14 protein-coding genes are annotated in these 13,688 nt (G+C 56.0%); 6 read left to right on the top strand and 8 right to left on the bottom strand.

Annotation, left to right across the window (positions count from 1 at the left end):
• Positions 1-7: 7 nt before the first annotated feature.
• Positions 8-1,258, bottom strand: a complete 1,251-nt coding sequence (locus IAE50_RS02950) for an MFS transporter (protein ID WP_200579510.1) — start codon at positions 1,256-1,258, stop codon at positions 8-10.
• Positions 1,259-1,380: 122 nt separating this feature from the next.
• Here IAE50_RS02950 and IAE50_RS02955 point away from each other — a divergent pair, with 122 nt between their 5' ends.
• The 5 genes from IAE50_RS02955 (at position 1,381) to IAE50_RS02975 (ending at position 6,534) form a co-directional block, all read left to right on the top strand.
• Positions 1,381-2,277, top strand: a complete 897-nt coding sequence (locus IAE50_RS02955; RefSeq protein WP_200133081.1) for a LysR family transcriptional regulator — start codon at positions 1,381-1,383, stop codon at positions 2,275-2,277.
• Between the two features lie 128 nt (positions 2,278-2,405).
• The gene (mlc, locus tag IAE50_RS02960; RefSeq protein ID WP_200579511.1) at positions 2,406-3,626 is read left to right on the top strand and encodes a sugar metabolism global transcriptional regulator Mlc; all 1,221 of its coding nucleotides are present in this window, start codon (positions 2,406-2,408) and stop codon (positions 3,624-3,626) included.
• 125 nt (positions 3,627-3,751) lie between these two features.
• Positions 3,752-4,447 carry a dethiobiotin synthase gene (gene bioD, locus IAE50_RS02965; RefSeq protein WP_094419969.1) on the top strand — a complete coding sequence of 232 codons (696 nt, stop codon included), beginning with the start codon at positions 3,752-3,754 and terminating at the stop codon, positions 4,445-4,447.
• A 143-nt stretch (positions 4,448-4,590) separates the two neighbouring features.
• Positions 4,591-5,511: a hypothetical protein gene (locus IAE50_RS02970; protein WP_200579512.1), complete on the top strand. Its 921-nt coding sequence runs from the start codon at positions 4,591-4,593 to the stop codon at positions 5,509-5,511.
• Between the two features lie 60 nt (positions 5,512-5,571).
• On the top strand, positions 5,572-6,534 hold the full coding sequence (locus tag IAE50_RS02975; RefSeq protein WP_200579513.1) for a hypothetical protein: 963 nt from the start codon (positions 5,572-5,574) through the stop codon (positions 6,532-6,534).
• A gap of 54 nt (positions 6,535-6,588) precedes the next feature.
• Here the strand turns inward: IAE50_RS02975 and osmV are convergent, their stop codons facing one another.
• Genes osmV through osmY form a run of 4 tightly spaced genes read right to left on the bottom strand, consistent with a single transcriptional unit; the run spans position 6,589 to position 10,027 of the window.
• Entirely contained in the window at positions 6,589-7,737 is a 1,149-nt protein-coding gene (osmV, locus tag IAE50_RS02980; RefSeq protein ID WP_023481673.1) for an osmoprotectant ABC transporter ATP-binding protein OsmV, read from the bottom strand.
• Positions 7,737-8,384: an osmoprotectant ABC transporter permease OsmW gene (osmW, locus tag IAE50_RS02985; RefSeq protein WP_042715175.1), complete on the bottom strand. Its 648-nt coding sequence runs from the start codon at positions 8,382-8,384 to the stop codon at positions 7,737-7,739. Before osmW ends, osmV begins: the two co-directional genes overlap by 1 nt.
• Before the next feature lie 9 nt (positions 8,385-8,393).
• Positions 8,394-9,296 carry an osmoprotectant ABC transporter substrate-binding protein OsmX gene (gene osmX, locus IAE50_RS02990; RefSeq protein ID WP_200579514.1) on the bottom strand — a complete coding sequence of 301 codons (903 nt, stop codon included), beginning with the start codon at positions 9,294-9,296 and terminating at the stop codon, positions 8,394-8,396.
• A 20-nt stretch (positions 9,297-9,316) separates the two neighbouring features.
• Complete coding sequence (gene osmY / locus IAE50_RS02995; RefSeq protein WP_042715180.1) at positions 9,317-10,027, bottom strand: osmoprotectant ABC transporter permease OsmY; 711 nt, start codon at positions 10,025-10,027, stop codon at positions 9,317-9,319.
• Between the two features lie 426 nt (positions 10,028-10,453).
• Between osmY and IAE50_RS03000 the strand changes: the two genes are divergently transcribed.
• Complete coding sequence (locus tag IAE50_RS03000) at positions 10,454-11,473, top strand: ADP-ribosyltransferase (RefSeq protein ID WP_200133077.1); 1,020 nt, start codon at positions 10,454-10,456, stop codon at positions 11,471-11,473.
• Positions 11,474-11,530: 57 nt separating this feature from the next.
• On the opposite strand, the gene dmsD is transcribed toward IAE50_RS03000, so the two are convergent.
• The 3 genes from dmsD to IAE50_RS03015 all read right to left on the bottom strand — a co-directional run bounded on the left by dmsD (position 11,531) and on the right by IAE50_RS03015 (position 13,682).
• Positions 11,531-12,142, bottom strand: coding sequence for a Tat proofreading chaperone DmsD (gene dmsD, locus IAE50_RS03005; RefSeq protein ID WP_200579515.1), 612 nt, complete (start codon positions 12,140-12,142; stop codon positions 11,531-11,533).
• 63 nt (positions 12,143-12,205) lie between these two features.
• A complete protein-coding gene (locus IAE50_RS03010; RefSeq protein ID WP_200133075.1) occupies positions 12,206-13,063 on the bottom strand; it encodes a DmsC/YnfH family molybdoenzyme membrane anchor subunit in 858 nt (285 codons plus the stop codon).
• A 1-nt stretch (position 13,064) separates the two neighbouring features.
• Positions 13,065-13,682, bottom strand: a complete 618-nt coding sequence (locus IAE50_RS03015; RefSeq protein WP_200579516.1) for a DMSO/selenate family reductase complex B subunit — start codon at positions 13,680-13,682, stop codon at positions 13,065-13,067.
• Positions 13,683-13,688: the final 6 nt, after the last annotated feature.

Raw genomic sequence — 13,688 nt, forward strand, 5'->3', positions numbered from 1 at the left:
ATACGCGCTAGCGCAGACGCGCGTGCAGCCGTGTGCCGACCAGCAGGGCGAGCACCAGCATCGCCGCGATAAACCCGCCGACGCCGTTCCAGCCATAGCTGTGCCAGAAGACGCCGCCTAAGGTTCCTGCCACGCTCGATCCAAGATAGTAGCTGAAGAGATAGAGCGACGAGGCCTGGCCTCTGGCGCGCTTAGCGCGGGGGCCAATCCAGCTGCTGGCAACGGAGTGTGCGGCAAAAAAACCGCTGGTAAAGAGCAGCATGCCGATAAAGATCGCCCACAGCGAGGAGAAGAGCGTCAGCAGTAAACCGAGCAGCATGATTGAGGTAAAGGCGATCATCACCGGGCCGCGGCCATATTTGCTGGTCATCGCGCCCGCTTTTGGCGAACTCCAGGTGCCGGTCAGATAGGCCACCGAAAGCAGGCCAACCACCGCCTGGCTCAGCATCCACGGGGATTGCATCAGGCGATAACCAATATAGTTAAACAGCGTGACAAACGACCCCATCAGCAAAAAGCCTTCGAGAAAGAGCAGCGGCAGGCCGCGATCGCGCCAGTGCAGACGGAAGTTGATCAGCAGCGTTTTTGGCCGCAGAGAGGAGGGGCGAAAGTGGCGCGAGGGGGGCAAAATCTTCCAGAACATCAGCGCCGAAGCCAGCGCAAAGCAGCCAATCACCGCCACTGCCACCCGCCAGTTAAAGAAGTCGGTAAAAACACCGCTCAGCAGGCGGCCGCTCATGCCGCCGATGGAGTTGCCGCTGATATAAAGCCCCATCGAGAAGGCGACAAAACTGGGGTGGATCTCTTCACTCAGGTAGGTCATACCGACTGCCGCCACGCCGCTGAGGGAGAGCCCCACCAGCGCGCGCATCACCAGAATGCCGTGCCAGCTGGTCATCATTGTCGAGAGCAGCGTGCAGCACGACGCCAGAAGCAGCGCGGTAACCATCACATTTTTGCGCCCGATTGCATCTGATAACGGCCCGGTAAACAGCAGGCCAATCGCCAGCATGGCGGTAGAAATAGAGAGGGAGATACTGCTGCTGGCGGGCGAAACACCGAACTCATGGGAGAGCACCGGCAAGATAGGCTGAACGCAGTAGAGCAGGGCGAAGGTCGCAAGCCCGGCGGAGAAGAGCGCCAGCGTGACGCGCATAAATTGGGGAGTACCACGTTTAATAAACTGCCCGGACTGAGCGACGGGTTTTTCGTTAACGATGTGTGTCGGTTCGCTATCAACCGTTGTTGTACGACTCACTTGAGATCCTTACCTTTTTGGCCCGTCATTACGGGGACGGGCTTACCACGGCGTAAGGGTATGAAAGCGGCAATATTCTGTCTAATATATTAATTATCTCAACTAAGTCGTTATACATATCAATGAATATCGAACTGCGCCACCTGCGTTACTTTATCGCCGTTGCGGAAGAGCTCCATTTTGGTCATGCCGCCGCGCGGCTGAACATCTCGCAGCCGCCCCTGAGCCAGCAAATTCAGATCCTCGAACAGCAGGTCGGCGCGCGGTTGCTGGCCCGCACAAATCGTAGCGTCTCATTGACCCCGGCCGGACGCCAGTTTCTGGCCGACAGCCGGCAGATCTTAAACCAGGTGGATGAAGCCGCCGCCCGTGCGCTACGTTTGCACCAGGGGGAAACAGGCGAGTTACGCATTGGTTTTACCTCCTCCGCGCCCTTTATTAAAGCGGTCTCAGATACCCTCTCTTCCTTTCGCCAGCGCTACCCGGATGTGCATATCCAGACGCGAGAGATCAATACCCGCGAACAGATAGCGCCACTTAATGAGGGAACGCTGGATCTCGGTTTGATGCGAAACACCCCGCTGCCGGAGACGCTGGCGTGGGAGGTGATCCTGCGCGAGCCGCTGCTGGCGATGGTTCCGCGTAACCACCCGCTGGCAACACGCACGGCCGTCTCGCTGCACGAGTTGGCGCAGGAGCCGTTTGTCTTTTTCGATCCCCATGTCGGTACCGGCCTGTATGACGATATCCTCAGCCTGATGCGGCGCTACCAGCTGACGCCACGCATCGCGCAGGAGGTGGGCGAGGCGATGACCATTATCGGCCTGGTGGCCGCAGGGCTTGGCGTGTCGATTTTGCCCGCCTCGTTTCACCGTGTTCAGCTCAGCGAGATGTGCTGGATACCGATTGTGGAAGAGGATGCCGTCTCGGAGATGTGGCTGGTGTGGTCAAAACACCAGGAGCAGGGGGCAGGGGCGGCGCGTTTCAAACAGCAGCTCCTTGACGCGGCAAACGGCTGAATTTCGCCCATAACGGCGGGCAAAATGTGCGTTAAATCACAAGCATGGGTAAATATTTGACGACAGCCGTTAAGTGTTTCACCATAGCCGAATGTTTATTTCGAAGCGCGAAAATAAGGGAGTATGAGGTGGTCGCTGATAGCCAGCCGGGGCATATTGATCAAATAAAGCAGACCAATGCGGGCGCAGTCTATCGCCTCATCGACCAGCTTGGCCCGGTCTCGCGTATCGACCTCTCCCGGTTAGCGCAGCTGGCCCCGGCAAGCATCACCAAAATTGTGCGCGAAATGCTGGAAGCCCATCTGGTGCAGGAGACGGAGATCCAGGAGCCGGGCAGCCGCGGGCGTCCGGCGGTCGGGCTGGTGGTCGAAACCGAAGCCTGGCACTACCTCTCGCTGCGTATTAGTCGTGGCGAAATTTTTCTCTCCCTGCGCGATTTAAGCAGCAAGCTGGTGGTCGAGGATCGTCTCGATCTTCCCTTAACCGCCGCCGAACCCTTGCTCACCCGCATCATTACCCAAATCGATCAATTTTTTACCCGCCATCAGCACAAGCTTGAGCGGCTGACGGCGATCGCTATCACGCTGCCGGGCATTATTGATACGGAAAATGGCATTATCCACCGCATGCCTTTCTATGAGGACGTGAAGGAGATGCCGCTCGGCGAAGCGCTGGAGGCCCATACCGGCGTGCCGGTCTATGTGCAGCATGACATCAGTGCCTGGACGATGGCGGAAGCACTGTTTGGCGCCTCTCGCGGCGCGCGGGATGTGATTCAGGTGGTGATCGATCATAACGTCGGTGCCGGAGTGATCACCGATGGACGCCTGCTACATGCGGGCAGCAGCAGCCTGGTGGAGATTGGCCATACGCAGGTCGATCCCTACGGCAAGCGCTGCTACTGCGGCAACCACGGCTGCCTGGAGACCATCGCCAGCGTGGAGAGTGTGCTGGAGCTGGCGCAGCTGCGCATGAGCCAGTCGATGAGTTCGATGCTGCACCAGCAGCCCTTAACAGTGGAGTGGCTCTGCCAGGCGGCACAGCAGGGCGATCTGCTGGCAAAAGATATCATCAGCGGCGTCGGGGCGAATGTCGGGCGTATTCTGGCCATCATGGTCAATTTGTTCAATCCGCAAAAAATATTGATTGGCTCGCCGCTAAGCCTTGCGGCAGAAGTGCTGTTTCCTACCATTGCCGACTGCATTCGCCAGCAGGCGCTACCGGCGTACAGCCAACATATCTCCGTTGAGAGTACGCAGTTCACCAATCAGGGCACCATGGCGGGTGCCGCGCTGGTAAAAGACGCGATGTATAACGGATCGCTGCTGATTCGTTTGTTACAGGGGTAACATTTTTACCCAGTCGCGATAAAAATTGCGCTATCTCAAATTGAGCCTCCACCACTTCCCGTAGACTTTCTGCTCTGAATTATATTTCCGGTTTATATTTTCGTTGCTTAACGGTGGAGTTACTTATGCTTAAGCGTTTCTTTGTTACGGGTACAGACACTTCTGTCGGGAAGACAGTGGCGTCCCGCGCGCTGCTCCAGGCGCTGGCTGCCAGCGGCAAAACGGTGGCAGGTTATAAGCCTGTTGCAAAAGGAAGTCAGGCAACGCCGGAAGGGCTGCGTAATAAAGACGCGCTGGTGCTGCAAAGTGTCTCCTCCCTCGAACTGCCTTACAGCGCCATCAATCCGATTGCGCTGAGCGAAGAGGAGAGCAGCGTGGCGCACAGCTGCCCCATCAACTACACCCTGCTGTCGAACGGGCTGGCCGATTTGTGTAAGCAGGTCGATCACGTCGTTGTCGAAGGCACCGGCGGCTGGCGCAGCCTGATGAACGATCTGCGCCCGCTCTCCGAGTGGGTGGTGCAGGAGCAGATGGCGGTGGTGATGGTGGTAGGGATTCAGGAAGGGTGCCTCAACCATGCACTGCTTACCGCGCAGGCGATCGCCAGCGATGGCCTGCCGCTGATCGGCTGGGTAGCAAACCGCATCAACCCGGGCCTTGCGCACTATGCCGAGATCATCAACGTGCTGAGCAAAAAACTGCCCGCGCCGCTGGTGGGCGAGCTGCCTTACCTGCCGCGCCCGGAACAGCGCGACCTCGCCCACTATATCAACCTGCAGATGGCCACCGGCATGCTGATCGCCGATCGCGTGCTGGCCTGAGTCCTTTTTTGATCGTTCGCCGGACAGGGCTAATGCCTGTCCGGTCTATGTGACCCCCTGTGCTCATTTACCCATGAAACTTCTGAAAGCGCGCTTCACACACTCAGGCCATAGCTACGCTTAACGGAAAATCACTTCCGGAGATGAAGCTTATGTATGCTTATGCAAAAGAGAAAACCAAGCCTCAATATCCTGCACAAACTGCCGCGCCTTCAGAAGAGGAAATCCTCGAACAACTCCGGTTTAATAATTTCCCTAAGGATGATCTCAAAACCATCCTCGATAAAATAAAGCAGCTTAATCCCAAATTAAAACAGCCCCACCTGCTGGTTGCGAAATATCGCTCAGGTGCCGCTGCAAACAGCCAGGGTAGCGCAAATGCTGCCTCATCCAAAAGTGCGTCATCAGCAACGACTGCGGGATACAAATTTTCCAGCGATATTGTGGATGGCGCGCTCTACTTATATGCCACTAACAAAGGTGCTCTGTTTATAAACTCGCTTATCAGAAAGGCAAAAGGACAGGATATTGATATTCCTGACTCGACAAAACTGGCGCGAGAAGCCAAAAGAGAGTTTGAAGTCGGCACAAATCCTGCGGCTTTTGCGCCCGGGATAGATATAAAGCGCGTCATCAAAACGTTAAGTGAAAAAAGCAATGCCGTAGCCATCATGAACCAGGCCGCAGAGGAGGCGAAATTCAGCGGTATGGATACCTATTACAGAGGGACAAAACACCGCCCCGTTCTCAACTCCATTGAGCCTGATGAGTTAGTCAGCGCCAATTTTCTTATGTCGGTCACTCAGGATAAGAAAACGGCAGAAAAATTCTCCTCGGGTAAATATAACTCACTTGCAGATTCGGATGAGTTTGGTGTGATATACGACATCACGGGCAACCCAAAGGATTTTAAATATGGCGATGCCATTGAAAAAGAGAGTATTTTCCCCGTTGGCACGAAGTTTAAATATATTGGTCGTACCGGAGCCACTTATCGCTTTGTTGAGCAGTCGGCGGCGGAAGTGAAAAAATATAAGGGTAATATTTACAGGCTGTACAGATAACGATCCTGGCGGTTGTTCAGCGGGGCGAACGGGTAAATTAAAGCGCCGGGAGAGAAACTGATGTATGCCTATGCAAAAGAGAAAGCCAGGCCGCAAAATCAAGGCGGCACCGGGTCATCTTCTGAAGACGAAGCGGAAGATACCGCGCGCAACCTTATTGCAAAACAGGCGCGGCGCGCTGGCCTTGCAAAATCTCTCCAGACCTACCAGCAAGTATTTCAGGCGATCTACAACGTTCATGGCGGTACGGTATACAAAGAGATCTGGTACGCGCTTGGCGACACCGTCCCCTTAAACAGTACGGCGATGATAACCGCTGAACATATGGCGGCGATTGCGGATTTTATTGTCGCCCGGGAAAAGATTGTGCACTCCATCTATACCAGCACGACGCCGGACAATATTCCGATGGATGTGACGAAGGTGAAAGATGCGCTGCAAAAAATCCCCTTTCCGGTGCTTAATAAGGCCATCTCTCTGGGGCAGTTTATTACCGCGACAAACGACAATATTACCAACCATGCTGGCCGTCGCAGTTTGAAAAACGTTACGCCAAGAGGCTGGGCGCAGGGGCAGACGTGGTCGTCCGTGCCGGGTATCGGCGCTATCGGGAAAATGGCGGCGCAGGGTATTCATCCTGACGAAACTATTGTGTCATTGAGTAAAGACAAATACGGTGAGTGGGTGCCAGCAACGAACCACAGCTCGACTAACTTAGTGCTGCATGAATATGCCCACGCGATTGATCGTAGCTTTGGCGAAAAAGCGTTAATGGGGCCAAAAGGTACAGGCGAAGCGGGCGATTATTTAAGTAAACGAGCCAGTTTTATTGCTGCCTGGGAAAAAGATCTGGGCAACACAACGCCGGAGTCATTCGAGAACTACTACTGGCAGGGCGGCACCAGCGGCGGGGCGGAAGAGGCGTTTGCCGAAGGCTTCAGCGATTTGTACGGTAAGACGGAGTACCGGAAATGGCCGAATATTAAAGCTTACCTTGCACGCAAAATGAAATCGGTGACCTGAAGGCGCTAACCGGGGCTTATCCGGCCTGCGGTTAACGCCATTTGGCAAATTTGCTTAACTCTCGCTGTGGATCGCCAGCGCCCGGCGCGTTTTCCCGGAGCTTAAATACTCGGCGATGTAATCCTGCGAAATCTCGCCGTTATAGCGACCCTCTTCATCCACGATGGGCATCCAGCTGGTGTTACTCTCATAGAGCCGCGAAAGCACCACGCGCAGGTTATCCTCCGCTTTACCGGTAATGCGGAACGGGTGCAGCAGCGCAGCGCAGTCGCGGGCATCATGCCGCGCTTCGCGGCGTTTGACGAAGCCGAGCGGTTTACCCGCGCCGTCGACCACCGTTACGGCACGCATATCGTTATCATCCATAATGGCGAACGCCTCAGCGGCCGGGGTCGATTCCCGCACGGTGATGGTCGGTTGCTGATCGGTCACGTCTCCGGCTGATACCAGCAGCAGGCGCTTGAGCGTCCGGTCCTGGCCAACAAACGAGCCGACAAACTCATTCGCCGGTTTTGCCAGCAGCTCATCAGGGCTCGCGCACTGCACAATGCGTCCCTGGCGGAACACCGCTATCCGGTCGCCGAGCTTTAAGGCCTCGTCGATATCGTGGCTGACCAGCAGCACCGTCTTTTTCAGCGCACGCTGCATTTCAAGAAACTGGTTCTGGATCACTTCGCGGTTGATCGGGTCGACCGCGCCGAAGGGTTCATCCATCAGCAATACCGGCGGATCGGCCGCCAGCGCGCGGATCACGCCAATACGCTGCTGCTGGCCGCCGGACATCTCGCGCGGGTAGCGGTGAAGGAACTTTTTCGCATCAAGCGCCACCATCTCCATCAGCTCTTCCGCGCGGCTTTTACAGCGCGCTTTATCCCAGCCCAGCATGCGCGGCACCACGGTAATGTTCTCTTCGATGGTCATATTGGGGAACAGGCCAATCTGCTGGATCACATAGCCGATATTGCGCCGCAGGGTCACGGTATCCATGCCGCTGGTGTCTTCACCGTTAATCAGGATCTTGCCACTGCTTGGCGTAATCAGGCGGTTAATCATCTTCAGCGTCGTGGTTTTGCCGCAGCCAGAGGGGCCGAGCAGCACGCACATTTCGCCTTCCGGCACCATCAGGTTGACATTGTCGACGGCATTCACACTCTGGCCGTTCTTCTGCGTAAATTGTTTGGTCAGATTTTCCAGTTTAATCATTATCGAATCCCCTTCGGCGTCAGCACGATTTGTAAGCGGTGCAGTAACCAGTCGAGCACAACGGCCAGTAAACAGATCATCACCGCGCCGGCAATCAGCATACGAATATCACTCCCGCCGATGCCGTTCAGCAGCAGCAGCCCCAGCCCGCCCGCGCCAATGACGGCGGCGATGGCCATTACGCCAATATTCATCACCACGGCGGTACGGATCCCGCCGAAAATCACTGGCAGCGCCATCGGAATCTCCACCCAGCGCAAACGCTGCCAGAAGGTCATGCCAATCCCGCGCCCCGCTTCACGCAGCCCCGGCGGCAGGCTGTCGAGAGCGGTATGGGTGTTACGCACAATCGGCAGCAGCGAGTAGAGAAACACCGCGGTAATGGCCGGTAGCGCGCCAATCCCCTGGCCGACCAGCGAAAAGAGCGGGATCATCAGGCCAAACAGGGCAATTGACGGAATGGTCAGCACCAGCGTCGCCAGGCCAAGCACCGGCGTTGCCAGCCATTTGTGGCGCACAATCAAAACCCCCAGCGGCACACCAATAATTATCGCCATACCCACCGCCAGCAGTACCAGCCAGAGGTGCTGGAAGGTGAGGGTGGCGAGGTAGCCGGCGTTGTCCATCATGTAGTGAATCGTGTCCATAGGCTCTCCTTACAGCAACCCTTTCTCGCGCAGGAAGTCGCGGGCGACCTGCTGCGGCGTCTGGTGATCAATATCGACTTTCGCGTTGAGGGAGATAATCACCTCGTTGTTCAGCAGGCCGGAGAGGGTATTGAGCGCCTCTTCTAAGCCTGGGTTGGCTTCAAGGGTGTCTTTACGCACCACCGGCGTAACCGCATAGCTCGGGAAGAAGCCTTTATCATCCTCCAGCGTTTTCAGGTCGAAGCCCTTCAGGCGACCATCGGTGGTGTAGACCAGCCCGGCATCGACGAAACCATCGCGGATGGCGTTATAGACGAGGCCAGGATCCATCTGGCGGATTTGCGGACGATCCAGCTCCATGCCATAAGCCTGCTGCAACGGCTTCATGCCGTCGCTGCGCCCGGCGAACTCCAGGTCGAGGCCCAGCAGCCAGTTCTTTTTCGGGTTGGTTTTGCGGATCTCTTCAATCTTCGCCACCATCTGCGACATGGTGGTGATGTGCTCAGCCTCGGCGCGTTTACGCTGCATGGCGAAGGCATAGGTATTGTTCATATTGGCAGGGTTAAGCCACACCAGGCCGTGTTTCGCATCGAGGCGTTTAACGGTGTCGTAGGTCTCCTGTGCCGACATACGTTTGTTGATGTGGTTAAAAATAATCAGCGAGGTGCCGGTATACTCCCAGGTCATATCGACCTGCTTGTTGATCATCGCGTTGCGTGAAATCACCGTTGCGATATTGGTCTGCGGCTGCACCTGGAAGCCTTTTTTCTGCAGATACTGCACGGTAAGGGCCGACAAAATATGCTGCTCGGTAAAGCTTTTGGTCGCCACAACCAGCGGTGCCGCATGGGCGCTGGCGGTAATTAGCGCCGTTGCTGCCAGCCAGCCCAGCGTATGAAAAAGTCGTTTCATCACTCTTCCTCTTATTGTTATCACGCCGTGTGCGGGCTAAGAAGACGGCCCAGCGCCGCCAGCAGGGTATCGAGGATCAGGGCGAACAGCGCCGTGGCGGCTGCGCCTAAAATCAGCGTCGGGAAATCGTTGAGGTAGATGCCGGGGAAGATCAGTTCGCCATAGCTGCTGGCGCCAATCAGAAACGCCAGCGGCGCAGTACCGACGTTAATTGCCGTCGCAATTCGCACCCCGGAGAGGATCACCGGTAGGGCATTCGGCAGCTCCACCTGGCGTAAACGCTGCCATTTGGTCATGCCAATTCCGTTCGCCGCTTCGATTAACGAGGCGGGTACCGAGCAGAGCCCGGCATAGGTGTTGCGCACGATCGGCAGCAGTGAGGCAAGGAACAGCGCGATGATCGCTGGCGTATCGCCAATGCCAATCACCACCATCGCCAGGGCCAGCACCGCCAGCGGCGGCAGCGTGTTGCCGACGTTAAAGATCTGCATCACATACTCGGCAACCCCGCGTGCGGCGGGGCGGCTAAGGGCGATACCGCTGGGAATACCGACTAAGAGTGCAAAAAACATTGAGCTGAACACCAGAATCAGGTGCTGTTGCCCGAGGTAAATCAAATCCACCTGGCGGGCTTTTATCGTCTCCAGCCCGACGCCCCAGGTAATCAGCGCCAGTATGGCGACAATCCCGGCGATGAAAAGCAGTGCGCGGGTAAGCATGGAAGTCTGCATTGCAGTGTCTCTCCCTGTTTGCATGCGTTATGGCAACGGCAGGTTGCATGTTGTTATGCCATGTTCGGCAGGGTGCTTTGAGCTATAGCAAGCGTGCGGGAATGCTTCCAGTTCTGAGGCCGCTTTTTAAAACCCAGCGGCAGGCGGCTTTTGCACACTAAGCCTTACCGCGTAAAGGCCGATCGGAATATTAAAGAATTGTCTTAAAAGCGAAGCGGCAGAGGTGACGGTGTCACTAATGTGATTGCCGGGATAAACTATTCCGGCGCGTGAAAGGGCGCAAAATCACCGCAACAGCCGGTTTAACGCAGCGGCGAATAAAAACAGGTTGATGAGAACTCTTAAAAAATAAGCTCTGTTTATATAGAGCACATATTCTTAAACCAACCCGGTTATGGTCATAAAACCTTGCGAGGAGGCAACAGCATGTATGCTTCAGCGACAAAAAAGCCACTCAGCTCCTGGGCAGGAAAAGGGAGTCAGGGATCCTATGCAGAATCATCGCCGCTTTCATCACTGCATCAGGTTTCAGGTAAACACTCAGCCGCGTCGTTCAATGAGAACAAATCACAAAAAATCGCTGAAGTGGTGAATAAAATCACCTCATCGCATGCCGCTCCTGGCAGAAAAACGTCGCCCAATAGGGCATTAAACTCAGATGTCGTAAACAGCTTTGAGTCGCGCGGCCACCATGAAGCAGTGCGGATCTTCACCTTGCCGGACAGCCAGCTTGGTCGGCAATTACCTGCACTACCTTCCTCGGCGGAGCTAGGTTTAACGGAGAGCGAAATTTCGGCCATCAAGGTCTACACATCAAGTAACTACACCCTGCTTAATAAATATGAAAGAAGCAGGAACATGGAAAACTATGAAGTCGAAAAGCTTGTTAACACACTGATAAAAAATGGATTTTTAAAATCCGGCTTTGTGGGGAAAGAGTCTCTGGAAAGCGGAGTGAAAAATTTTAACCAGGTGCTGGATAGATCCAGAAAAAAACACCCCTCAAATGAAAGTTTCGGCAATGTGGTTGTGCGCGGTATTGGTTTCGATTATCCCTTTGGCGAAAAAGAGGCGAGGCAATACGCCACTGTCGGGGCTGTCATTGGGCAAAAAAGTTACACCAGCACCAGCGTCAGCACACCCTATTTAAATACCCATCTTCTGATCCTTGAAGCGCCGCCAGAAGCCGAAGGGCACTGGATTGCGCCAACCTCTGTGTTGCCCCAGGAGGATGAGATACTGTTTGCCCCCGGCGTGAAAATCAAAATCAAAGATGTGGTTGACGTTAATGAGTTTGGCAGTGCTGATGTGATGAGTTCCGTTTTCAAGCGGTTTCATATATCGGGCGAAATCAGGCAGTCACCTGTGTTTAAGAGCCTCAAGGAACCGCATCACTACATTAAAAAATATATCTATGGTGAGCTGCTGCCGCAAAAGTCCAGATGAGCAGCTGTTTCAGAAGCGTTTCTTAAAAAAATCCGGCCTGAGCGGCCGGAAAAGGTGTTAACGGAAGAGCGCTTTTTGCGCTATCGGCATCAGCAAGTTTGCCCGCCACTCTGCCAGCGTAAGCTGTGCCAGCCGGGCGAGCGCCTGCCAGAAAGGGTGCTGCGCCTGCTCCTCCAGCACGGCAAGAAAGCGGCCCGACCACGGCAGCAGATGCCACGCCAGAAGCTCATCGCAGGCCTGCGTCTTTCCCTGCTCCGCCAGCCAGGCCGCCAGCATCAGCAGGGTGCCGATATGATCCTCCGGCTCGTTTTGCTGCATCTCGAAAGCAATATTGTTGTCGCGCAGCCACTGGCGCAGGGCCAGCGTCGAGTCGCCAAACAGCACGCACTCTTTATCCAGCCATACCGCTCCCCACGGCGGTGCTGGCAGCGCCCACGGGCCGATAAACAGCCGTTGCCAGGCATCGGTTAACGGCTCTTCGCCATCCGCTGAAAATTGTTCAGCCAGCGGGAGCAGCAGGCTTTGCGCCAGCGGCCATGACGCCATCCACGCATTGTGCGTAAAGGCGCTGACCAGCGGCGCAGCAGGTTCGCTCTCCGGCGGATAGTAAAAGAGGGCGCCGAGCACGCGGGCGGTGAAAATAAACGATTCACGCTTCTCAACTGTCATGGTATTTCCCAAAAAGTGCCGAAGGCCGGACAAGCGTTCACCGCTATCCGGCTCCGTAATCGATCACCCGGCAACGGCGACGCCAACGGTCATATGCAGCCCGTAAAAGAGGCCGCGGCCAATCAGTTCCCCGGCAACCACCAGCACAAACCCAACCAGCAGGCTACTGACGCGCGGCTGCCTGCGCAGCACCAGCGGGCAGATCCAGCAGCCCAGCCCAAGCGCTAAAAGCAGCAGTCGCAGCGCCTGGAGTAAGCCGTAATCCGGGATCAGCGCTGTAGCCTGCTGCACGGAAGAGTGGGTTTCGCCAAGCTGCATGCTCTGCATCATCACCACCGCTGCGCTTGCCAGCAGCGCGATCGCGCTTATCGCCGCAAAACGGGAGGCCGGAAAGCGTATGCCGACAAGGCGCAGCAGCAGTGCGGCGAGCAGCGGGCCGCCAATCAGCATGGTGAGGAAGAAGCTGGCGGTGGTGTAGCCGTTATGCCAGGTCGGCACGGTTTCAATCTGATAGACCCGCGTCATCGCCCAGACAAACAGCACGCCAGAGACCATGCTGATCAGCAGCCAGATGCGCCCAAGGCCAGCAGGCATTTTGCCCAGCCAGTTCAGCAGCCACCAGATGCCGCCGATGGCAAAAAAGAGCGATCCAGCGGCAATCTCATTACTCAACGCAGAGGCGCCAATACGGTTTAGGGAGTTAAAGGCGCGCAGCGGCGAGCCGAGGTGCATCATCGAGGCGACAAAGCCGATGCCCATCAGCAGCCAGAGGAAAAACTGGCTGCGGACAATATGCAACTGACCGCGGCGATCGCCCTCATTGGCCATCCATACCAGGCCGGTGCCAATCACACCGCCCGCCACGCACTGACCGAGCACCGTAAAGAGCACCAGCGGCCATTCATGCCATCCGTTTCCCATTTCATACCTCCTGTGGATTAGCCAGATAGCCGCTTGTGTCCCCGGTCGGGCGGCTGTTGGCGTTGGGTTTGATGACAATATTTGGCCGGGTAAAGTGCGCCGCCGGAATGGGCGCGACCGCCGCCAGCGTGCCGTGCTTTTTACGCAGCGTCTCAATCGGACCAAAATCAAGGGCGCGCAGCGGGCAGGACTCGACGCAGATCGGCTTTTTGCCCTCTGTCACGCGCTCGTGGCAACCGTCGCACTTGGTCATATGCCCTTTCGCCGCATTGTATTGCGGCGCGCCGTACGGGCAGGCCATATGGCAGTAGCGACAGCCGATACAGACCTCTTCGTCGACCACCACAAAGCCATCTTCGCGTTTATGCATCGCGCCGCTGGGGCAGACTTTGGTGCAGGCCGGATCCTCACAATGGTTACAGGAGAGGGAGAGATAGTAGGCAAAGACGTTTTGCTGCCAGACGCCGTTATCCTCCTGCCAGTTGCCGCCCGCGTACTCATAGACGCGGCGGAAACTGACGTCCGGGGTTAAATCTTTGTAATCTTTACAGGCCAGTTCGCAGGTTTTACAACCGGTGCAGCGGGCAGAATCAATAAAAAATCCATACTGGGTGCTCATCGGCTA

Origin of the sequence: Kosakonia sp. S42 (genome assembly GCF_016624785.1) — a bacterium.
Lineage (GTDB): Bacteria > Pseudomonadota > Gammaproteobacteria > Enterobacterales > Enterobacteriaceae > Kosakonia > Kosakonia cowanii.

Excerpts from the sequence above, each read along its gene's own strand:
- osmW (WP_042715175.1), bottom strand. The coding sequence starts at position 8,384 with ATGGACACGATTCACTACATGATGGACAACGCCGGCTACCTCGCCACC.
- IAE50_RS03010 (WP_200133075.1), bottom strand. The coding sequence starts at position 13,063 with ATGGGAAACGGATGGCATGAATGGCCGCTGGTGCTCTTTACGGTGCTC.
- IAE50_RS02955 (WP_200133081.1), top strand. The coding sequence starts at position 1,381 with ATGAATATCGAACTGCGCCACCTGCGTTACTTTATCGCCGTTGCGGAA.
- osmV (WP_023481673.1), bottom strand. The coding sequence starts at position 7,737 with ATGATTAAACTGGAAAATCTGACCAAACAATTTACGCAGAAGAACGGC.
- bioD (WP_094419969.1), top strand. The coding sequence starts at position 3,752 with ATGCTTAAGCGTTTCTTTGTTACGGGTACAGACACTTCTGTCGGGAAG.
- IAE50_RS02970 (WP_200579512.1), top strand. The coding sequence starts at position 4,591 with ATGAAGCTTATGTATGCTTATGCAAAAGAGAAAACCAAGCCTCAATAT.
- IAE50_RS03015 (WP_200579516.1), bottom strand. The coding sequence starts at position 13,682 with ATGAGCACCCAGTATGGATTTTTTATTGATTCTGCCCGCTGCACCGGT.
- IAE50_RS02975 (WP_200579513.1), top strand. The coding sequence starts at position 5,572 with ATGTATGCCTATGCAAAAGAGAAAGCCAGGCCGCAAAATCAAGGCGGC.
- IAE50_RS03000 (WP_200133077.1), top strand. The coding sequence starts at position 10,454 with ATGTATGCTTCAGCGACAAAAAAGCCACTCAGCTCCTGGGCAGGAAAA.
- dmsD (WP_200579515.1), bottom strand. The coding sequence starts at position 12,142 with ATGACAGTTGAGAAGCGTGAATCGTTTATTTTCACCGCCCGCGTGCTC.
- osmX (WP_200579514.1), bottom strand. The coding sequence starts at position 9,296 with ATGAAACGACTTTTTCATACGCTGGGCTGGCTGGCAGCAACGGCGCTA.
- osmY (WP_042715180.1), bottom strand. The coding sequence starts at position 10,027 with ATGCAGACTTCCATGCTTACCCGCGCACTGCTTTTCATCGCCGGGATT.